Origin of the sequence: Proteus faecis (assembly GCF_003144395.1) — a bacterium.
GTDB classification, from domain to species: Bacteria; Pseudomonadota; Gammaproteobacteria; order Enterobacterales; family Enterobacteriaceae; genus Proteus; species Proteus faecis.
Genome location: NZ_PENZ01000027.1, coordinates 122,015 through 143,462, shown reverse-complemented (window position 1 = coordinate 143,462; position 21,448 = coordinate 122,015). Strand labels below are relative to the sequence as shown.

The 21,448-nt window shown below is 40.0% G+C and carries 20 protein-coding genes; 5 read left to right on the top strand and 15 right to left on the bottom strand.

Annotated features, from left to right (window positions below; genetic code table 11):
- Nucleotides 1-16: 16 nt before the first annotated feature.
- Both DK858_RS06580 and DK858_RS06575 read right to left on the bottom strand, forming a co-directional pair.
- Complete coding sequence (locus DK858_RS06580; protein ID WP_109396723.1) at nt 17-457, bottom strand: YhbP family protein; 441 nt, start codon at nt 455-457, stop codon at nt 17-19.
- A gap of 114 nt (nt 458-571) precedes the next feature.
- Entirely contained in the window at nt 572-823 is a 252-nt protein-coding gene (locus DK858_RS06575; protein ID WP_072064542.1) for a YdgH/BhsA/McbA-like domain containing protein, read from the bottom strand.
- A 287-nt stretch (nt 824-1,110) separates the two neighbouring features.
- On the opposite strand from DK858_RS06575, the gene DK858_RS06570 reads away from it, so the two are divergent.
- Nucleotides 1,111-1,401: a GIY-YIG nuclease family protein gene (locus DK858_RS06570; RefSeq protein ID WP_109396722.1), complete on the top strand. Its 291-nt coding sequence runs from the start codon at nt 1,111-1,113 to the stop codon at nt 1,399-1,401.
- A 6-nt stretch (nt 1,402-1,407) separates the two neighbouring features.
- Here DK858_RS06570 and DK858_RS06565 read toward each other — a convergent pair whose 3' ends face one another.
- Nucleotides 1,408-1,911, bottom strand: a complete 504-nt coding sequence (locus DK858_RS06565; protein ID WP_109396721.1) for a GNAT family N-acetyltransferase — start codon at nt 1,909-1,911, stop codon at nt 1,408-1,410.
- On the bottom strand, nt 1,905-2,438 hold the full coding sequence (gene ubiT, locus DK858_RS06560; protein ID WP_006535669.1) for a ubiquinone anaerobic biosynthesis accessory factor UbiT: 534 nt from the start codon (nt 2,436-2,438) through the stop codon (nt 1,905-1,907). Before ubiT ends, DK858_RS06565 begins: the two co-directional genes overlap by 7 nt.
- 216 nt (nt 2,439-2,654) lie before the next feature.
- On the opposite strand from ubiT, the gene ubiU reads away from it, so the two are divergent.
- Nucleotides 2,655-3,650: a ubiquinone anaerobic biosynthesis protein UbiU gene (ubiU, locus tag DK858_RS06555; RefSeq protein ID WP_109396720.1), complete on the top strand. Its 996-nt coding sequence runs from the start codon at nt 2,655-2,657 to the stop codon at nt 3,648-3,650.
- Between the two features lie 13 nt (nt 3,651-3,663).
- Nucleotides 3,664-4,542, top strand: a complete 879-nt coding sequence (locus tag DK858_RS06550) for a U32 family peptidase (protein ID WP_109396719.1) — start codon at nt 3,664-3,666, stop codon at nt 4,540-4,542.
- Nucleotides 4,543-4,594: 52 nt separating this feature from the next.
- On the opposite strand, the gene DK858_RS06545 is transcribed toward DK858_RS06550, so the two are convergent.
- From DK858_RS06545 to DK858_RS06535, 3 genes are read right to left on the bottom strand one after another with little or no spacing between them, the layout of a single operon-like run.
- Nucleotides 4,595-5,758 carry an ABC transporter permease gene (locus DK858_RS06545; protein WP_109396718.1) on the bottom strand — a complete coding sequence of 388 codons (1,164 nt, stop codon included), beginning with the start codon at nt 5,756-5,758 and terminating at the stop codon, nt 4,595-4,597.
- Nucleotides 5,758-6,903 (bottom strand): ABC transporter permease, encoded by a 1,146-nt coding sequence (locus DK858_RS06540; protein ID WP_109396717.1) that lies wholly within the window; start codon nt 6,901-6,903, stop codon nt 5,758-5,760. Before DK858_RS06540 ends, DK858_RS06545 begins: the two co-directional genes overlap by 1 nt.
- Nucleotides 6,904-6,912: 9 nt before the next feature.
- The gene (locus DK858_RS06535; protein ID WP_109396716.1) at nt 6,913-7,884 is read right to left on the bottom strand and encodes an HlyD family secretion protein; all 972 of its coding nucleotides are present in this window, start codon (nt 7,882-7,884) and stop codon (nt 6,913-6,915) included.
- Between the two features lie 234 nt (nt 7,885-8,118).
- Here DK858_RS06535 and DK858_RS06530 point away from each other — a divergent pair, with 234 nt between their 5' ends.
- Nucleotides 8,119-9,822: a sensor histidine kinase gene (locus tag DK858_RS06530; RefSeq protein WP_109396715.1), complete on the top strand. Its 1,704-nt coding sequence runs from the start codon at nt 8,119-8,121 to the stop codon at nt 9,820-9,822.
- A 2-nt stretch (nt 9,823-9,824) separates the two neighbouring features.
- Nucleotides 9,825-10,541, top strand: coding sequence for a two-component system response regulator BtsR (gene btsR / locus DK858_RS06525; RefSeq protein ID WP_109396714.1), 717 nt, complete (start codon nt 9,825-9,827; stop codon nt 10,539-10,541).
- Nucleotides 10,542-10,577: 36 nt separating this feature from the next.
- Here the strand turns inward: btsR and DK858_RS18270 are convergent, their stop codons facing one another.
- The 8 genes from DK858_RS18270 to infB form a co-directional block, all read right to left on the bottom strand.
- A complete protein-coding gene (locus tag DK858_RS18270; RefSeq protein WP_228407199.1) occupies nt 10,578-10,931 on the bottom strand; it encodes a hypothetical protein in 354 nt (117 codons plus the stop codon).
- A gap of 286 nt (nt 10,932-11,217) precedes the next feature.
- Nucleotides 11,218-13,074 carry a DEAD/DEAH family ATP-dependent RNA helicase gene (locus DK858_RS06515; protein WP_109396713.1) on the bottom strand — a complete coding sequence of 619 codons (1,857 nt, stop codon included), beginning with the start codon at nt 13,072-13,074 and terminating at the stop codon, nt 11,218-11,220.
- Nucleotides 13,075-13,245: 171 nt separating this feature from the next.
- Entirely contained in the window at nt 13,246-14,133 is an 888-nt protein-coding gene (nlpI, locus tag DK858_RS06510; RefSeq protein ID WP_109396712.1) for a lipoprotein NlpI, read from the bottom strand.
- A gap of 112 nt (nt 14,134-14,245) precedes the next feature.
- Nucleotides 14,246-16,375 carry a polyribonucleotide nucleotidyltransferase gene (pnp, locus tag DK858_RS06505; RefSeq protein WP_036914690.1) on the bottom strand — a complete coding sequence of 710 codons (2,130 nt, stop codon included), beginning with the start codon at nt 16,373-16,375 and terminating at the stop codon, nt 14,246-14,248.
- Nucleotides 16,376-16,625: 250 nt separating this feature from the next.
- Nucleotides 16,626-16,895 (bottom strand): 30S ribosomal protein S15, encoded by a 270-nt coding sequence (gene rpsO / locus DK858_RS06500; protein WP_023583571.1) that lies wholly within the window; start codon nt 16,893-16,895, stop codon nt 16,626-16,628.
- Nucleotides 16,896-17,018: 123 nt separating this feature from the next.
- On the bottom strand, nt 17,019-17,972 hold the full coding sequence (gene truB / locus DK858_RS06495) for a tRNA pseudouridine(55) synthase TruB (protein ID WP_109396710.1): 954 nt from the start codon (nt 17,970-17,972) through the stop codon (nt 17,019-17,021).
- Nucleotides 17,972-18,373 carry a 30S ribosome-binding factor RbfA gene (rbfA, locus tag DK858_RS06490; RefSeq protein WP_006535687.1) on the bottom strand — a complete coding sequence of 134 codons (402 nt, stop codon included), beginning with the start codon at nt 18,371-18,373 and terminating at the stop codon, nt 17,972-17,974. Before rbfA ends, truB begins: the two co-directional genes overlap by 1 nt.
- 302 nt (nt 18,374-18,675) lie before the next feature.
- Nucleotides 18,676-21,432 (bottom strand): translation initiation factor IF-2, encoded by a 2,757-nt coding sequence (gene infB, locus DK858_RS06485; RefSeq protein WP_109396708.1) that lies wholly within the window; start codon nt 21,430-21,432, stop codon nt 18,676-18,678.
- Between the last annotated feature and the right edge of the window lie 16 nt (nt 21,433-21,448).

Below are 21,448 nucleotides of genomic sequence, written 5' to 3'. Positions count from 1 at the left end.
TTAAGAAAAAACGCGTTTAATTACGTTGCCAATAGAGCTTAGAACCAAAACCTAATTGATTATTCACCATCTTAATTTCTTGCAATTGTAGCGCCCATAAAGGTACATGAATGGCGGCTAATGCGACAGGAAAACGTAAACAATAATGTTTTCTTGCGTTGATGTCGTCCTTACCTGTTAGTAAAGAAACCGTGCCAGTAAATTGGATCCCTTGTAAATTTGAGACAACCATTTCTTGCGTGCTAATACTTCCTGCAACTAATAAATTTTCCTGCATCATTTGAGCATGCCGTGTTTTCTTTTCAGAAAGAAAAACAAGCCTCATCTGATTTTCATCAAACCAATAAAAACAATTAGCACACCAAACATCACTCAATGAACGTGTTGTGCATAAGGTAAATACGTGGTTATCACGTATGTATTGTTTAATTATTTTGATCGAGTCTGAAGGAGACATAATATACCTGTATAGATACACAAAGAGACGCTGTTTAGTTGATAATTATATCACCAAAACCAGCGTCTTTCCGAGTGTCTCTTATTACAGGTTATTTATCTGAAATAGTTAATATTAACGATAAATTTCAGCATCTACTGTGAGGTAATTATCACCTGTTGCACCGACAACTTTAAAGCTTTTTGCACCTTCATCTTTTGCGATTTGGGCAATCTTAGCGGTTAAACCATCTAAAGTATCACTACCTGTGATTGTGATATACTCACCATTCATCGAAGAACTTTTTGATACACTATCAGATGCGATTGAACCGAATGAAATAGCACTTAAAGCTAATGTGGCAGCGATTAATGTAGATTTTTTCATAATAAACTCCAAATATATTCTAATTTTGCTAAGTATCGCGGAGTGTCTCTCTGTGATGCAGATCATATTATGCGCTTTAGTTTAACTTTAAAATTAGCAATAATTGCTGTTCATTTTCAAAAAATTTGAATATTATTTTTTAAATAATAGAATCTACTGTCACAAATATTTCACAACATATTGATATATCTAATAGATTTCATTTTGATAAAACGATAAATTACTCACTTAAAAAATTAAGAAATATTATTTATCAAAATAAAAAGTAGCACAAAAAGGGAAAAATGATGACAGAGACAATGTGGTCACTCTATATAGTTAGAAATCGTCTCGGTTCTCTTTATACAGGGATCACAACAAATGTTGAGCGGCGTTTTCAACAACATCAGAATGGAACTGGTGCTAAAGCTCTGAAAGGGAAAGGCCCTTTATTACTAGAGTTTTATTGTCAGGTAGGGAATAGACAACGTGCTTCTCAACTAGAATACCAATTAAAGCAGTTGAAAAAGATGCAAAAAGAAAAGCTGATCATTGACCAGCCTTCAGACATTGCATTGTATTTAAGACAAGATAAATAAATTTAGTTAAAACTGGTCAAACAATGGTGAATAATTGACTAAACCATGAATGTCATCAACATTGCCATTTTCTAACGCATAAAGCTGAAAAGCTTCTTCTGTATCCGGCCATTTACAATGTAAGCCCTGTGATTTAGCTGGAATAAAACCTGATTTTTGGTAGTACTCAGGATCACCCAACACCACAACAGCACCGTAACCAAATTCATTTAGACTATCTAATCCTTCATTTATCAGTTGACGTCCAATACCTTGGTTTTGGAAATCAGGCGCAACAGCAAGTGGTGCAAGCCCTACCCACTGACAATCTTTTCCATCAATATCAACAGGTGTAAAACCGATATAGCCAATCAATTGGCCCTCATCGCTAATTGCCACCATGCCTAATGTTAATAACCCTTCTTCACGTAAGTGTCCGACTAAATCTGCTTCAGCACTTGTCGGAAACGCTTGGCGTAAAAGGCTATCAATTGCAGGAATATCAACGGGAATTTCAACACGTATTAGCATGAAGTTGAGCTCAGTTCATGGCTGTGTAGCGTGTCTTCTTTTTCTTCTTGAAGTCCACTTTTTACAAACTCAGCCAGTTGTAATAAACCAAAACGCAACACAGATGGCATTGAGTCTAATTCAATTGCATCCATCAGGTTCTTAACATATAACCCGAGTTCTGTATCACCCTCAATTTGTAGACGACGTTGGAAAAATAAGGTGTCGGGATCTTCTTTGCGTGCAGCAATTAAAATAAGATCATTAGCGTTTCCACTAAAGCTGACATCTTCTTTTTCTAAGCGACTAACCACTAATTTATCATCACGAACACTGATAAACCACTGTAAATGTAAGTCTCTTATCTCAACTTTTAGCCACTTATCTTCTAAGAAGTGTAAATCGCCTTCGGCTAATGATTCACGAAACTGCCAACTTAAAAACTGTTCTAAGATATCGCGTTGCAAAGCAAATGGAGTAACTTGTAAAGGGTAACGTAAAAAACGAGGCCCCTCTTTAACCAAATGGGTACGAATTTTGTTAAACACGTTCGGACTCCTATAAATAAAATTATGGGCTATTGTGCCAGATATAGACAGTTATTCTGCGATCCTATATCAATATTCAGTTAATCCGTTGTTCACATTTTGAGTTCTTTGATTTTACTTAAGCAAAAAACAGAGTTCTCTGCCCTAAATCAAAACCTTTTTTTATCTTGCTCATTACAATTTCTGATCATTCTTAATTTCTAAAGGGAAGTGAAGATGGAATTGCTGTGCCCTGCAGGTAATTTACCTGCCTTAAAAGCGGCCATAGATAATGGTGCGGATGCGGTTTATATCGGCTTAAAAGATGATACTAATGCAAGACATTTTGCTGGTTTAAATTTCACAGAAAAGAAGTTACAAGAAGCGGTTAATTATGTTCATCGCCACCAGCGAAAATTGCATATTGCAATAAACACCTTTGCTCATCCTGATGGATTTGAACGCTGGCAAAAAGCCGTTGATATGGCAGCATCTTTAGGTGCGGATGCGCTTATCTTGGCAGATATCGCCATGTTAGAGTACGCTGCAGAGCGTTATCCTCATATTGAACGTCATGTTTCAGTACAAGCCTCAGCAACCAATACACAAGCTATTGAGTTTTATCAACGTAATTTCGATGTGGCTCGTATTGTTCTTCCTCGTGTTCTGTCTCTTCATCAAGTCAAACAATTAGCGCAAACGAGTCCAGTACCTTTAGAAGTTTTTGCCTTTGGTAGCTTATGTATTATGGCTGAAGGTCGATGCTATCTTTCTTCTTATTTAACAGGTGAATCTCCTAATACCGTTGGTGCTTGTTCTCCTGCTCGTTTTGTACGTTGGCAGCAGACACCACAAGGTATGGAATCTCGTCTTAATGATGTACTTATCGACCGCTATTCACCCAATGAAAATGCAGGTTACCCAACATTATGTAAGGGACGCTATTTTGTTGATAACCACTGTTATCATGCATTAGAAGAGCCAACAAGTCTCAATACACTGTCTCTATTACCTGAACTCATGGCGATGAATATTGCATCAGTCAAAATTGAAGGCCGTCAACGTAGCCCAGCTTATGTAACAGAGGTCGCAAGAGTTTGGCGCGCTGCAATTGATCAATGCAAGAAAGATCCTCAAGGTTTTAGTACCAACCCGCGTTGGATGAATGCATTAGGAAAAATATCAGAAGGAACGCAAACAACTTTAGGTGCTTATCACCGCAAATGGCAATAATAAGGATATAAAAATGAAATATGCATTAGGTTCTGTACTTTATTATTGGCAAAAAGAGACACTTGAAGCGTTCTATAAAAAAGCAACACAGTGTGATGCTGATATTATCTATTTAGGTGAAACAGTTTGTAGTAAGCGCAGAGAAATCAAGCCTCAAGATTGGATAAGTCTAGCCAAAGAAGTCGCTAAAAGCGGTAAACAAGTAGTTCTTTCTACCTTAGCGTTATTACAAGCACCTTCTGAATTAAAAGAAATTGCTAAGTTAGTTGATAATGGTGAGTTTTTAGTTGAAGCACATGATTTTGGCGTGATCAATATGCTTTATGAGCGCCATCTTCCTTTTGTCGCAGGTCACGGATTAAATTGCTACAACGCTTATGCACTACGTTTATTGTATAAGCAAGGCATGATACGTTGGTGTATGCCTGTTGAGCTTTCTCGTGAGTGGTTAAATAATCTTTTAAATCAATGTGAAGAATTAGGCATTCGCAATAAATTTGAAGTTGAAGTATTGGCTTATGGACATCTTCCTTTAGCCTATTCTGCTCGTTGTTTTACTGCCCGTTCTGAAAATCGTTCTAAAGATGATTGTGAAACCTGCTGTCAAAAATACCCTCAAGGTCGTGAAGTATTATCACAAGAGAACCAACAAGTATTTGTGCTCAATGGTATTCAAACACAAAGTGGCTACTGTTATAACTTGGGTAACGATCAAACATCAATGACAGGGTTAGTAGACATTATTCGCCTTTCGCCTGAATCTGATGCAATTTTTGATACCTTGAAACAATTTCGCCAAAATGAACAAGGTCAACAGCCACTGATAACCGTTCATCACCATGACTGTAATGGCTATTGGCGTAAGCTAGCTGGATTGGAATTGGTAGAGTAAAAATATTTTAGCAAATCATAATGTAATGAAATAGAAAGCCCATCAGGGCTTTTTATTTTGACTCACCACGATAATGTAACCATCGCTTAAGTTGGTGTGTAATATGTCTTAACTCACCATTACGCAACATCCCCACCAGCACACCTAACACGGTGTAAATCACGCCTAAAACTAACATCATCACGATATCACCCAATATACTTTGGAATGATAATCCCATTTGATTTATGCCTGCCATAGCATTTACTGCCCATGTAGAAGGTAATGCAGATGAAATGGCAAATACCCAGTCAGGCATTGCTTGTAATGGCCAGATCGTGCCAGAAATATAGAACACGGGTGTGGTGACAAATGCTAGGGTCAGATAAATCATCTCAACACTGCGTAAGCATTCTGTAATTAGCTTACCAAGACCTAATACTGCCAATAGGAATGGGAAAGTGAGCATCCATATTTGGTAAAGCGGAGCCTCTTGTCGATAACCTAATACCCAAGGCCATAATGCAAAGAAGACGGCAGATAAAAATAACCAGATAGGAATAAGTGCCGATAACGCCCCTAAATAAACCGCTAATGGTGGCTTTCCTTTTGGTGTACTTCTCACGGCAATACTGACACGCACACAGGCAATTAAAAGGGAATGTTGTAATAACATCACTAATAAGCCTGGGAAAATAATCGCAGCAAAACTTACTCCGGGGTTATACATCGCAATGGTTTCACCCTGAATAGGCTTTAATAGGATCTTTGATTGCTCAACACTAAAGCCTGCATTTTGTAAAATGCGCCCATTGTAAGAGTCTAATAACTGTTGATAAGCCAACATTAATTCCTGCTGAATTTGCCCGCTGGCAAGACGGTTTGTTGCATCACCAAAAACCGGCACGGTGACATCTTTACCATTGAGTAATTTCTTTTCAAAATCAGTCGGAATAATAATAATGGCAAAAAGCTCACGCATAATCATATCGTGTCGAGCTTCATCCAAATTATCGTAGTTCTTAATGCTTAATTTAGGTGTCGAGTTTAATGCTCGGATCAGTGAATAACTTGCGGGGCTATGATCTTGATTAATCACTGCTACAGGTAAATCCCATAAAACAGGTTTAGCATATACCAAACTCATAATGCATAGGGAAACGATAAGTAACATCCACATGGGTTTTTCTAACATACCCAATAGAACACGCTTAAAGGTTTGGAAGTACATCTGCATCATGCCACACCTACCTGTAATTCCAACCGTTTAAAAATACGTTTGCGAACTAATAAGGCGATAGCAAAAGGATAAATCAGCAAGAGTGAACAAACATATAAAATACCTTGTAGTGATACTTCTCTTAAGAAGATATCAAACATCGCATTTAAGGCGTGGGTTAATGGCTCTAAGTTAGAGATGATCCTTGCAGGTAAGATCATCGAAAGTTCAGGTACAGCCATGCCTGAAAATGCCAATGCTATACTCACCAACATACCTATCATACTGTATGCCGTTATCGCACTATTGGTAAATGCAAAAAGTAGCAACCCCACACTTTGAGCTGCAATAATATAGAAGAATCCCACTAACACCATATAGAGCGGATTACCATTCACTTTCGCCCCCGAAAAATGCACTAATGCTGCTAATTCAACAATTAATAAGGTTAAGAAAAACAGCGTGTAAGGCGTGAGCTTACCAATAAGTGCAAATGTGAAGGGCTTAATATTCAATAGCATATTACCGCGCGACAATGAATAAATCGTACAGGTCACGACAAATAGTTGGAGCATATGGATCGTAGCCGCAAATTGCTGATAATAAATATAACTACCACTGGCATTAAACAAACTGTCATAAGAGAAGGTCACTTTTGCCAATGGGGGAACAGGTTTATTCATTTCTTGCGCTAAAACCGTGCGATATTGCGCATTAAGTTCTGCAATTAGTCCACTAAAATCCTGTATTGCATAGCTCCCTGCAGCATAATACAACCCGTTGTAATACATACGTGTAGTAGGTTGTTTTCCTGCTAATACCTTACTTTCAAAGTGTCGAGGAATAGTGAGTATTGCGTAATCTTTTGCGCTACCAAGCCGTTCCATTGCGGTACGAGGATTACCATCTAGCGTATTTAATTGCGCATGAGAGCCTGCATTTAAGTCTCTAACCAGTGTTCGCGATAATGGGCTATTATCATTATTGATCACTGAAACTGGCAAATTCAGCAATGTACCTTCAGAAAAGTTAGCACTAATTAACGTGAACAACATTAATGGAAATAACCAGCTTAGCCAGTGAAAAACCGGGCTACGAACTGCCATATGAGTTTCTCGTGAAAATGCGCTACTAAAGCCACGCCAAGCTGCCTTTACTCTCATTATTTATCCTTATTTATCCCAACGCCATAATGCACTCATGCCAGGGCGAAGCCCTTCAATTGGCGTCACAGGATACAGTCGGATCTCAAACGTTTTTAAATCGAAATCACCCGTTGCTCTTGTCGCTCTTTTGGTTGCGTAGTCACCCATTGGAGCGATATAACGAATTTCAGCTTCTACCTCTTTATTACCTAATGCAGGAACCGTGATCGTAATGCGATCACCTTTGCGAATATCCGCTAAAATATCTTCACGAAGGTTATAAACAAAATAGGCTTCAGGAATACGAATAAGGGTAGCGAGCGGACTATTGGCATTAAAAAGTTCACCTATTTCCGCAGGAATAGGACCAACTTCACCATCAACAGGGGCTTTCACCTGTAAGTCATCTTGCTGAATTTTTAGTTCAATTAATTGTTGTTCAGCTTGTTGTACTGCTGCCATATATTTATGGCGTAACTCAATGCGATCGCCATTTTTGGCTTCATCTAATTCGGCTTGCGCCGCTCTTACACGTTGTGAAGCAACGTCACGGCTACGACGCGCATTATCCAGTTCTGTTGCAGAAACATAGCCTTTATTGGCAACGGCACTAATGCGCTGATAGTCTCTTGCTGAATTTGCTGCTTCTACTTTAGCTTGAGATAGCACCGCTTCTAGATTACGAATGCTCTCTTCTCTTGTGCCATGTAATGACAAATCTAATTGAGCTTGAGATTGTGCTTTAGCAGCCTCAAGTGCTGCAACTTGTGCGTTAAGTTCGGGGCTTTCTAATGTGATCATCAATTGCCCTTTTTTGACATCATCACCTCGCTCTATATGACGTTCTATAACACGACCTTTTGCTTTAGAGGCAACAATCACTTCTGGCGCATCGACTTCTCCTTGCAATAATAAATATTGATTATGCGCGCGGAAAAGTACGGCTAATGCAATTAGTATTAGCATTAATAAAATAAGATAAATGGCTCTTTTTTTCATATAACGATTAGACCTTAATAGTGAAGTAGAACACTCACTGACAGAGTTATATTACACAATAACTCAGAATTTCTTTAAGAATTTTGTGCGCCAGATCACTGACGCAAAGGAATATTTTCTTTGATAGTGCGATTAAGTTATTCTTATATCAAACTTTATCGTCTAATTAATATCCCCGTTTTATCTGAACTTTTTATATATATCAGATAGAAAAGAGAACGGTACTCAATACTTATGTATGAATTTGATCTTATTTTGCTGTTATTACAGCAAATGTGCGTTTATTTAATTATTGCTTGGTTTTTAAGTAAAACACCTCTATTTACGCCACTTTTACAGGTCACGATAAAACTACCACATAAATTGATGTGCTACGTTATATTCTCTATTTTCTGCATTATGGGTACCTATTTTGGGCTACATATTAATGATTCTATTGCTAATACGCGTGCTATTGGCTCTGTCTTAGGTGGATTGCTAGGAGGCCCTTACGTCGGTTTTCTTGTGGGTTTTACAGGAGGCTTACACCGCTATTCACTAGGTGGTATGACTGCATTTAGCTGCATGGTATCGACTATTGCAGAGGGATTAATTGGTGGGCTAGTTCATCGTTATTACGTAAAACATGGGCAGATGCATCGAATATTTAACCCATGGACGGCAGCAACAGTGACCTTCTTTGCTGAAATAATACAGATGAGCATCATCTTATTATTAGCACGTCCGTTTAATGAAGCACTTTCTTTAGTTAAAGATATTGCTGCCCCTATGATCGTAGCTAATACCATTGGCGCTGCAATGTTTATTCGAATATTACAAGATAGACGCGCTATATTTGAAAAATATACCAGTGCATTCTCAACACAAGCATTAAAAATCGCTGTCTGTACTGAAGGTATTTTACGTAAAGGATTTAACCAAGATAACAGTACCCGTGTAGCAAAAGTCATTTATCAGGAATTAAGAGTCAGTGCGGTTGCTATTACAGATAGAGAAAAGCTGCTGGCTTTTATTGGTATTGGCGCTGATCACCATTTACCAGGAACCCCTATTTCATCCATTCAATCCAAACAAGCCATTAATAATAATGAAGTAGTCTATGCTGATGGCAATGAAACGCCCTATCGTTGCACCCTTTCCCCCCATTGCAAACTAGGCTCAACCTTAGTTATTCCACTAAGAGGTGAAAATAACCAAGTCATTGGCACAATTAAACTTTATGAGGCTAAAAATCGCCTATTTAGTTCTATTAATCGCACCTTAGGTGAAGGTATCGCAAGTCTATTATCTGCACAAATTTTGGCAGGACAATATGAGCGAAATAAGCAATCTCTTTTAGAATCTGAGATTAAACTCTTACATGCTCAAGTTAATCCTCACTTTCTTTTTAATGCACTTAATACATTACAAGCGGTTATTCGACGTGATAGCGAACAAGCAAAGCAATTAGTGCAATTTCTCTCTACTTTCTTCCGTAAGAATTTAAAAAGACCCGAGGCAGTGGTGACATTAAGTGACGAAATTGAACATGTGAATGCGTATTTACAAATCGAAAAAGCGCGTTTTCAGGAACGGTTACAGATTGATATTCAAATACCCGAAAACTTAGCTAATGCACGCTTACCAGCATTTTCTCTTCAACCCATGGTCGAGAATGCAATTAAACATGGAACATCACAGTTATTGGACACAGGAAAGATTACAATTAGAGCATATCAAGAGCATCATTTAATCATTATCGAAATTTGTGATAATGCCGGACTTTACCGTCATCAATGCCCATCGCATCAATTAGGTTTAGGCATGAGACTAGTGGATAAACGATTAAAATTACGCTATGGCGAGCTTTATGGTGTTTTAGTTGAATGCCAAGCCGATAAATATACAAAGGTGAAAATTTGCTTACCTCTGGAAAAAAGCATGGATAAAGTTACATAACAATGAATATATTAATCGTTGATGATGAGCCGTTGGCTCGTGAAAATGTACGTTGTTTACTTGAAACTGAAAAGGATATTCATATTGTTGGTGAATGCAGTAATGCGATTGAAGCTATAGGAGAAATACATCGTAAAAAGCCTGATGTTGTTTTTCTGGATATTCAAATGCCTCGTATTACTGGCCTTGAAATGGTCACAATGCTTGATCCTGAACATCGCCCTTATATTGTCTTTTTAACTGCATTTGAAGAGTATGCCATTCAGGCTTTTGAAGAGCACGCTTTTGATTATTTACTCAAGCCATTAGAGCAAGAGCGATTAACGAAAACACTAAATCGTTTACGCCAAGGTAAGAAGCAGAATATTGATCTCTTAACACCGCCTGAAGAGCGTTTAAAGTGCATTCCATGTACCGGTCATAGCCGAATTTGGTTAATGCCCATTGATGAGGCTGTATTTGCAACATCAAGACTCAGTGGTGTTTATGTTACCAATAATCAAGGTCAGGAAGGCTTTACTGAATTAACACTACGTACCTTAGAAACACGTACACAATTAGTTCGTTGCCATCGCCAATATTTAGTGAATATGGATTATGTTAATGAGATTATTTTTGGTGATAATGGGCAGGCAGAATTGATATTACACAATAATAGCCAAATTCCTGTTAGTCGCCGATATCTAAAACCATTAAAAGAAGCGATTGGTTTAAGCTAATTAATAACGCCCTGTAATAAATGGGTATTTAGATAATCATAAGTATTGTTCTAAATACTCATTAAAAACTTGCTGATACTGCTTACGATCAAAAATAAGCTGTTCAATAGGCGTAATTCCATGTTCATCAAGTTCTAGTGCGTCTTCTTTATCTAACCCATCTTCATAAGCAATATTATTCCACTTCACCTGATCTTCTGTAATTTCTAAATCACAAGCGATCACAGAGCAATAATCGCTACCACAATGACAACGATACAACACCAATCGATTATTATCTAATTGAGTATAAACAGGTTTATTTCCTAAATATTGCTCTATTTTACTGCGAATAATTTTATGACGGTCATAATTCGGGAAACGAGCTTTATCAACAACGAAAAAATCCAAGTCAAAATCTGAAAAGCGTAAATCTGTTTATTTCTCAAACCCGAACCATTTATCCAATGCTATACCATCAATATAAAAATTGAAGTCTGTACGTTGAGTATCATCATCTTGCTGAATACAACGTAATTCTAATTGATTGGTTTGCATGAACTTTCCTATGATTAATGGAAGTCGGTCGTGACAAATTTTATACCATTAAAATAAGTATAAAAAAACCAGCCAACTCTCGTTGACTGGTTTTATTTTTGTCATCAACTCAATTTAAAATTAAGTTAATTACCAACTCTTATTGGTTATGAGTGCTACTACGACGACGAGGTGTGCCTTCGTTATTGCGACCACGGAAGTTACCACGTTCACCACCACGATCGTTATTACCACGACGTTGTGGTTGATCACCGTTACTAAAACGACGACCACCTTGTGGCTGACCATCACGACGACTGTTATTACGACGCTCACGGAAAGGCTGAGATTGTGCATCACCCACTAATTGCATATTCAGTGGTTTGTTCATAATACGCGTACGTGTGAAATGGCTTAATAAATCTGTTGGCATACCTTTTGGTAATTCGATGGTTGAGTGAGAACCATACAGTTTGATATTACCAATGTAACGGCTGCTGATATCGCCTTCGTTAGCAATCGCACCAACAATATGACGAACTTCAACACCATCATCACGACCCACTTCAATACGGTATAAATCCATTTCGCCAGCATCACGACGTTCACGACGAGGAGAACGCTCGCGATCGTTATCACGGCGACGATCGTCACGATCGTTAAATTCACGACGAGGACGACGAACGGGATCAGGTGGTAGAATAAGTGCGCGCTCACCTTGAGCCATCTTCAGCAATACCGCAGCCAGTGTTTCCATATCCAGCGCTTCTTCACCTTGTGGAGCTAATTTAGGTAACAGAGCACGATACTGGTCAAGGTTGCTAGTTTCTAATTGTTGCGCAATTTGCTGTGCAAATTTTTCCTGACGACGTTGGCTGATAAGTTCTGCATTTGGCAGCTCTACTTCAGGAATAGTCATCTTCATTGTACGTTCGATATTGCGCAGTAAACGACGCTCACGGTTATCAACGAATAAAATTGCACGGCCAGCACGACCTGCACGACCTGTACGGCCAATACGGTGAACGTAAGATTCTGAATCCATTGGGATATCATAGTTCACAACAAGGCTGATACGGTCAACGTCAAGACCACGAGCAGCAACGTCAGTCGCGATTAAAATGTCTAAACGACCATTTTTCAGACGTTCTAATGTTTGCTCACGCAGTGATTGGTTCATATCACCATTTAACGCTGCGCTGTTATAACCATTACGCTCTAAAGCTTCAGCTACTTCTAATGTTGCGTTTTTAGTACGAACGAAAATAATTGCCGCATCAAAATCTTCTGCTTCTAAGAAACGAATTAACGCTTCATTTTTACGCGCGCCAAATGTCATCCAATAGCTTTGGCTAATGTCTGGACGTGTTGTTACGCTACTTTGGATGCGAACTTCTTTCGGATCGTTCATAAAACGACGAGTAATTCGACGAATAGCTTCTGGCATTGTTGCAGAGAACAGTGCAGTTTGGTGTTCTGCTGGGATCTTACTTAAAATGTTTTCAACATCTTCAATAAAGCCCATACGTAACATTTCATCAGCTTCATCTAAGACTAAACCTTTTAATTTAGATAAGTCTAATGTGCCACGGTTTAAATGGTCTAATAAACGACCTGGTGTACCTACAACCACTTGTGGCCCTTGACGTAACGCACGTAATTGAACGTCGTAACGCTGACCACCATACAGAGCAACAACATTTACTTTTGGTAAATGCTTAGAAAAATCTTCAATTGCTTCAGCAACCTGAACCGCAAGTTCACGAGTTGGTGCTAAAACTAAAATTTGTGGTGCTTTTAATGATTCATCAAGATTATGTAATAACGGCAGGCTAAATGCGGCAGTTTTACCACTACCCGTCTGTGCCATACCTAAAACATCATTACCGTTTAAAAGGAAAGGAATACATTGTTGCTGAATTGGAGAAGGCTTCTCGTAGCCTAAGTCATTCAGTGCAGTCAAAATAGGTGCTGATAAACCTAGATCAGCAAAAGTCATATCGGTTTCAGTAGTCATGTCACTGTGCCTCATTCATTATGGCAGCCAGTTGACATAACATACCGCATGGTTTGTCGGTCTTTATCATCTAAAATGTGAACTGGCTCAAATTATATTATTAAACGAACAAACAAGCCCTCATCCTGTGTAGATGATGGCTTTCAAACTGATCAGAGAAATGTTCGTCAGCTATTGCTGGTCCGATTCCGCTAGGTCTTCTTGTTGGCCTAACAGTGCTAATTCCAACAATGCGTAGCGGTGCTCAACAAAGTTATGTGCGTTGTTGGCAACCGTCAGCTTGAATAACGCTTCTGCGCTATCCGTATCCCCCAGACTTAGGTAATACTTACCTAAATAGAAGTTAGTTTCACTAAGATGCTCAGCGAGCGAAGTGTTATCGGTTGAAGCCTCATTTAGTTTCAACATTAATGTTTTCTCATTTATGTCGCCTAAATAAAACTCAACTATATTCCATCCCCATTGTCCCGTTTTATCCGCCTGCTGGTATCGCTGTTTTAGCTGTTGTTTAGCCAAATCAGTGTTTATCTCTTTTTCTACAAGATATAACCAAAGCGAACGAATGGGATCATTTGGATCGACCTGATAAAACGCCTGCAGATCATCCTGCGCCAATTTCAATCGGCCACCGTAGTACGAAGCGATACCACGATTAAAACGCGCATTATTGTAAGTTGGATCAAGCTCTAAAACAGAATCAAACGCTTCATAAGCAGCATCATAATTCGCTGCTTGCGTAAAATAGATACCTAGAAAATTAAAAATTTCTAGCATATCTGGTCGTATTGATAGCGCCATTGAAAAATCATTACGCGCTAAAGCTCGTAAACCGAGGCTATCATACAGCACACCACGCTCATATAAAAGCTGTGCGTATTCATCTTCGGTTAATGAGCGGCTCGCTAGGATTTGTTCTATACGAGCCAATATCACTTCTTGTTGTAAAGAAGGCTGCAATGGTGTGGCAAAAATCGCATTCTGACGCCACTCTGGACTAGTGCTGCATCCGGAAATAAAGATGAAAACAGCAATAGAACAACCGCGCAGAAATGTTTTCATTTCTCACTCCCAAAGTCAGACCTTTCAACAAAAAGCGTTCTAGACGTCCTACTTGTCAATCATAATAAGTCTCTACCGATACCCATGTCTAGATATCGGTAGTAGAGTATCATTAATTAGCAGAATCTTCAGAAGAAGTTTCTGTTGCTTCCTGCTGATTAGCTTGAGCTTCTTTCATGCTTAAGCGAATACGGCCTTGACGGTCAATTTCCAGTACTTTAACTGGCACTTCTTGACCCATTTCCAAGTAGTCACTCACCTTCTCAACGCGTTTGTCTGCGATTTGAGAAATATGAACCAGACCTTCTTTACCGCCACCGATAGCAACGAATGCACCGAAATCTACGATACGAGTTACTTTACCGTTGTAGATACGACCCACTTCAACTTCTGCCGTGATCTCTTCGATACGAGCGATAGCTTGTTTTGCTTGATCACCACTTGTTGCAGCAATCTTCACTGTACCATCATCTTCGATTTCGATAGTTGTACCAGTTTCTTCCGTTAATGCACGGATAACAGAACCGCCTTTACCAATAACGTCTTTGATCTTGTCTGGATTAATTTTGATTGTATGAATGCGCGGTGCGAATTCAGAAATATCAGCACGAGGTTTGCTAATTGCATCTTCCATTACGCCTAAAATATGTAGACGTGCGCTTTTCGCTTGGTTTAATGCAACCTGCATGATTTCGCGAGTGATACCTTCAATTTTGATATCCATCTGTAATGCGCTGACACCGTTACGGCTACCAGCAACTTTAAAGTCCATATCGCCTAAATGGTCTTCATCACCCAGGATATCGGAAAGAACAACAAAGTTGTCGCCTTCTTTGACTAGACCCATTGCAATACCTGCAACAGATTCTTTAATTGGCACACCTGCATCCATCAGCGCTAAAGAAGCACCACAAACAGATGCCATTGAAGATGAACCATTTGATTCAGTGATTTCAGAAACCACACGAACAGTATATGGGAATTCTTCAATTGTTGGCATTACAGCTAACACACCACGTTTTGCTAAACGGCCATGGCCGATTTCACGACGTTTTGGTGAACCCATCATGCCTGTTTCACCAACAGAGTATGGAGGGAAGTTATAATGCAGTAAGAATGTATCAGTGTGCTCACCCATGATGTCATCAATGGTTTGAGCATCACGTGCAGTACCTAATGTTGCCGTTACCAGAGCCTGAGTTTCACCACGAGTAAATAGTGCTGAACCGTGAGTACGTGGTAATAAACCAGTGCGAATATCTAATGCACGTACCATGTCTTTTTCACGGCCATCAATGCGTGGTTCACCAGCTAATACGCGAGCACGAACGATGTTTTTCTCAAGACCTGAGAAGATTTCACTGATTTCGGCTTCATCTAAAGTTTCATCTTCAGCGACTAGCGTCGCAATAACTTCATCACGGATAGCTTCGATTTGTTCATAGCGTTCTTGTTTTTCAGTGATACGATAAGCATCACCAATACGAGCTTGAGCTAATTGTGCAATACGGTCATGTAAAGTTTGATTGATAGCTTCTGGCGCCCAATCCCATTTCTCTTTACCCACTTCTGCAACTAATGCATTAATGTTTTCGATAACAACTTGTTGTTGATCATGACCAAATACAACTGCACCTAACATTTCTTCTTCTGATAGTAAATCAGCTTCCGATTCTACCATCAGGACTGCGCCTGCCGTACCGGCAACCACTAAGTCTAATTTACTGACTTTCAGCTCATCAACAGTTGGGTTTAAAACATATTGTCCATCGATAAAACCAACACGAGCACCACCAATAGGGCCATTGAATGGAACACCTGACAGCGCTAATACCGCAGAAGCACCAATCATTGCAACGATATCTGGGTTAACTTGTGGGTTAACTGAAACAACAGTAGCAACGATCTGAATTTCGTTTAAAAAACCTTCTGGGAATAATGGGCGTAAAGGACGGTCAATTAAACGTGCAATTAACGTTTCGCCTTCACCAGGACGGCCTTCACGACGGAAGAAGCTACCAGGGATACGGCCAGCAGCGTATGAACGCTCTTGATAGTTAACTGTTAATGGGAAGAAATCTTGTCCAGCTTTAACTTTTTTCTTTGCAACAACAGTGACAAAAACAGCGGTGCCGTCCATGTCAACCATAACAGCAGCTGTTGCTTGACGAGCCATCATGCCTGTTTCTAATGAAACAGTATGTTGACCGTATTGAAATTTACGAACTGTAGGATTCAGCAAAATAATATCCTTTATCTTATTGTCGCCAGATGTTTAGCGACGATGAATGATCTTTTCTCCGCTACGTCCCCTCGCGACTAATGAAAATATTAACCACTTAGTGAGAAATACTTTCATTAGCCGCGCGAATTGTCGTAACTAGAGAGACTAAATAACAATCACCACATTAAAACATAACGACTAATATTAAAAATAGCACTTTCTAGTAGAAAAGGGGCCAACAGGCCCCTTTCCAGTGAAACTCTCTTGATTAGCGACGCAGACCTAAACGTTCAATCAGTGCAGAGTAACGAGCAACATCTTTACGTTTCAGGTAGTCCAGCAGATTACGACGGCTGGAAACTTTACGCAGCAGACCACGACGGCTGTGGTGATCTTTTTTGTGCTCTGAAAAGTGACCTTGCAGGTGGTTGATTTCTGCAGTCAGCAGTGCAATCTGAACTTCGCTTGAGCCAGTATCGTTAGCATCACGACCAAATTCAGCAACGATTTGTGCTTTCGCTTCAGTACTTAGAGACATAATAAACTCCAAATTAAGTAAAATTTTCAGATAGCCAATCTCTAATTCAGCTATCCAACTCAGCCACCTAAACAGATAGCCGCATTATTCTACGCTTCAAACACCTTTAGCGCAAGATTGCTATTAAGTGTTATCTTGTGCGCTATAGTCTACAACAACTCTTTTCGGTGCAACTAAGCCATCTTTGATGATAGCAAGGCCAATGAATTTTTTTTCATCACCCTCAGTTACTCTTACCCATTCACCTTCACTGATGTCATGATTCACACGAACAGGTTGTCCCAACTTAAGATAACCCGCAATAATCGTGGTCAGATTCACAACAGGAAAATGTGCAACTGCAGTATCCATAGGCAATAACAGCGCATCAAGCGCCAAGAAAGGATCTTCTTGTGCAGTTTGAGCCTTCTCTATCATCGCGCTTAATTGCTCTAACGTTACCATTCGCTCTTTAGGATAATCTGCAACTTCTAGTCGACGTAAGAAAATAACGTGAGCACCACATTGTAATTTCTCACCAAGATCATCAATAATTGTTCGAATGTAAGTACCTTTAGAACAATGGATCTCCAGCTCTAATTCATCACCTTCCCAGCGAATAAACTGAAGTTCATAAACGGTAATCGGTCTTGCTTCACGCTCAACTTCAATACCTTGTCGGGCATATTCATAAAGCGGTTTACCTTGATGTTTTAAGGCAGAGTACATTGAAGGGACTTGCAATGTTTCGCCACGAAAACTATCCAAGGCATCATCTAAAGCTTTCTGTGTAAATTGCACAGGGCGCTCTTGAATAACCTCACCATGTGCATCAGAAGTATCGGTTCGTTGCCCTAAACGGGCAATAACTCGATAACGCTTATCAGAATCCAATAGAAACTGTGAAAATTTCGTTGCTTCACCTAAACAAATAGGGAGCATACCTGTTGCTAAAGGATCCAGTGCCCCTGTATGCCCAGCCTTACTGGCATTAAACATACGGCGGACTTTTTGGAGTGCATCGTTAGATGAAATATCTTGGGGTTTATCGAGTAGCAATACGCCGTTAATCTCACGCCCCTTACGACGACGCCCCATTATTTGTCCTCTTTATGACGACGCTCTTCATCGCTTTTAACGACGTTAGAAACTAAGTTAGACATACGCATACCTTCAACTAATGAGTTGTCATAAGCAAATGTCAGCTCAGGCACAATGCGTAAACGCATCGCTTTGCCTAATAAAGAACGAATAAAACCAGCGGCTTCATTAAGTGCAGTTAACCCCTCTGCAACCATTTCTTCTTCGCTTTTTTCACCACCAGATAAGTTTAAAAAGGTGACAAACACTTTGGCATAAGCCAAATCACGAGAAATTTCAACGCCAGAAACCGTGGCCATTCCAATGCGTGGATCTTTGACTTCACGTTGTAAAATGATGGCGATTTCTTTTTGCATTTCCTGAGAAACGCGCTGACTACGGCTAAAATCTCTTGCCATTTTATCTCTCCCTGACAATAGGGTATCGCCCTGCTTGTCATTATTAATTCAAATCTAAAATCAATGATATCTAAAGAGTATACATGAAGTGGTATTTAACAACCGCTTTCTCTGATTTCTTTCTTTAGAAATAAAATGTTTCTTTGGTGCTATTTTACCCTGTTATTTCACTTTCATAAATTACTGAAAGGCAATCTATTTCGGTTATATTGAAAAATGGAGAGAAAATAAGAGGAGAATACAACAAAGAAAGGAATAAGAAGGGAGCCCTTGAGCTCCCTTTTAAAACAAGACGTACTAAATTAATCAATAGAACGTTTGATTTCGATAACTTGGAAGACTTCAATCATGTCGCCAACACGGACATCGTTGTAGTTTTTCACACCGATACCACATTCCATGCCATTACGCACTTCGTTGACGTCATCTTTAAAGCGACGTAGTGACTCAAGTTCGCCTTCATAGATAACCACGTTATCACGTAGAACACGAATTGGGTTATTACGTTTGATGTTACCTTCAACCACCATACAGCCCGCAATCGCACCGAATTTAGGTGATTTAAACACATCACGGACTTCTGCAAGACCCATGATTTCTTGTTTATATTCAGGTGCCAACATGCCGCTCATTGCCAGTTTGATTTCGTCAATCAGACTATAAATAACGGAGTAGTAACGTAAATCAACACTTTCTTGTTCAATGATACGGCGAGCAGATGCATCAGCACGAACGTTGAAACCAAGAATGATTGCGTTAGAAGCGGCCGCTAATGTTGCGTCAGTTTCGGTGATACCACCTACGCCTGAACCGATGATTTTCAGTTTAACTTCATTAGTAGAAAGTTTAACTAATGCATCAGTAATCGCTTCACAAGTACCTTGAACGTCAGTTTTCAGAACGATATTCAGTTCAGAAGTTTTACCTTCTTCCATGTTAGCAAACATGTTTTCCAGTTTAGATTTCTGCTGACGAGCCAGTTTAACATCGCGGAATTTACCTTGACGGTATAATGCAACTTCACGCGCTTTCTTCTCGTCACGAACAACCGTTGCTTCATCACCCGCAGAAGGAACATTAGACAGACCTAAAATCTCAACTGGCATTGATGGTCCAGCAGATTGAACGTCTTGACCTAATTCGTTACGCATTGCACGAATACGACCATATTCGAAACCACACAGAACGATGTCACCTTTATTTAGCGTACCTTCACGGACAAGAATAGTTGCAACTGGACCACGACCTTTATCAAGGTAAGATTCGATAACAACACCGCTTGCCATACCTTCTTTAACTGCTTTCAGTTCGAGAACTTCAGCTTGTAAAAGAATAGCATCTAGCAGTTCGTCAATACCTAAACCTTGTTTTGCAGATACATGGATAAACTGAGTTTCACCACCCCAATCTTCTGGCAGAATGCCATATTGAGACAATTCAGTTTTAACGCGATCTGGATCAGCTTCGTGTTTATCAATTTTGTTCACTGCAACAACAACCGGTACGTTTGCTGCTTTTGCGTGTTGGATTGCTTCGATAGTTTGTGGCATTACACCATCATCTGCCGCAACAACCAGAACAACGATATCCGTAACCTGAGCACCACGAGCACGCATTGAAGTAAACGCGGCGTGACCTGGAGTATCTAGGAAGGTGATTTCACCTTTGTCAGTTTTAACGTGATAAGCACCAATATGCTGGGTGATACCACCCGCTTCGCCTGATGCTACTTTCGTTGAACGAATGTAGTCCAGTAATGATGTTTTACCATGGTCAACGTGACCCATGATAGTCACAACTGGAGCACGAGATACTGCGCTTTCTTCGCCAGTATCACGATCGCTCATGACTTGTTCTTCTAACTCGTTTTCACGACGTAAGATAACTTTGTGACCCATTTCTTCAGCAACAAGCTGCGCAGTTTCTTGGTCTAAAACCTGATTAATGGTCGCCATAGCACCCATTTTCATCATAGTTTTGATAACTTCAGACCCTTTTACTGCCATTTTGTTAGCCAGTTCAGCAACAGAAATAGTCTCACCGATAATAACATCACGGTTTACAACAGCCGCTGGCTTATTAAAGCCTTGCTGTAATGCGCTACCTTTACGTTTACCTTTCTTGTTAGTACGGCCAGCAGCACGTGCTTCTTCACGATCTGCTTTTTCAGAATGGCGGTTGTTTTTCTTAGGACGAGGAGCCTTAGCATTACGACCACGACCGCGGCCACCTTCAACTTCAGCATCACTTTCATCTTCTGCATCACGAGCATAACGTGATGTTGTTACATGATAGTCTGAGCCTTCAGCTTCTGGTGCTTTAGGTTCAGCAGTCCATTTTTCAGCATTTTCTTCAGCTAAACGACGTGCTTTTTCTGCTGCTATGCGTGCTTCTTCTTCCGCTTTACGGCGCTGTGCTTCTTCCGTTTTACGCTTCAGTTCAGCCTGTTCAGCATTGCGACGTGCTTTTTCCTGATCTGCTGCTTTATCAGCTTTTGGTTTATCGTTTTGTTTCACTTTATCTTTTTCCGCTGCTTCGCGCTTAGCTAATTCCGCTGCTTCACGTTTTGCTTCTTCAGCTTCACGTTTCGCTTTTTCTTCGGCGTCTTTCTTCGCCTTTTCAGCTTCACGTTTTGCTTTTTCTTCAGCTTCGCGCTGTGCTTTCTCTTGTGCTTCGCGCTGGGCTTTTTCTTCGGCTTCGCGATGCGCCTTTTCTTCCGCTTCACGCTGAGCTTGCTCATCCGCTTGCGCTTTTTCAACGGCGTCACGGTTCACATAAGTGCGTTTTTTGCGGACTTCGATGGCTACTGATTTACTTTTGCCACCTGTACCAGGAACACTTAACGTACTACGCACTTTGCGTTGTAACGTTAATTTTTCTGGTTGGTTGGTTGATACGTCTTTATCACGATTCAACCAAGCCAGTAAGGTTTCTTTCTCTTTTTGGGAGACAGAATCAGAGACGGTCTTCTTAATACCGGCATCAGCAAACTGCTGTACCAAACGTTCAACCGGTGTCTGAATCTCTTCTGCCAGTGATTTTACTGTTTCATCTGTCATTCTGTTCCTTCCTGCT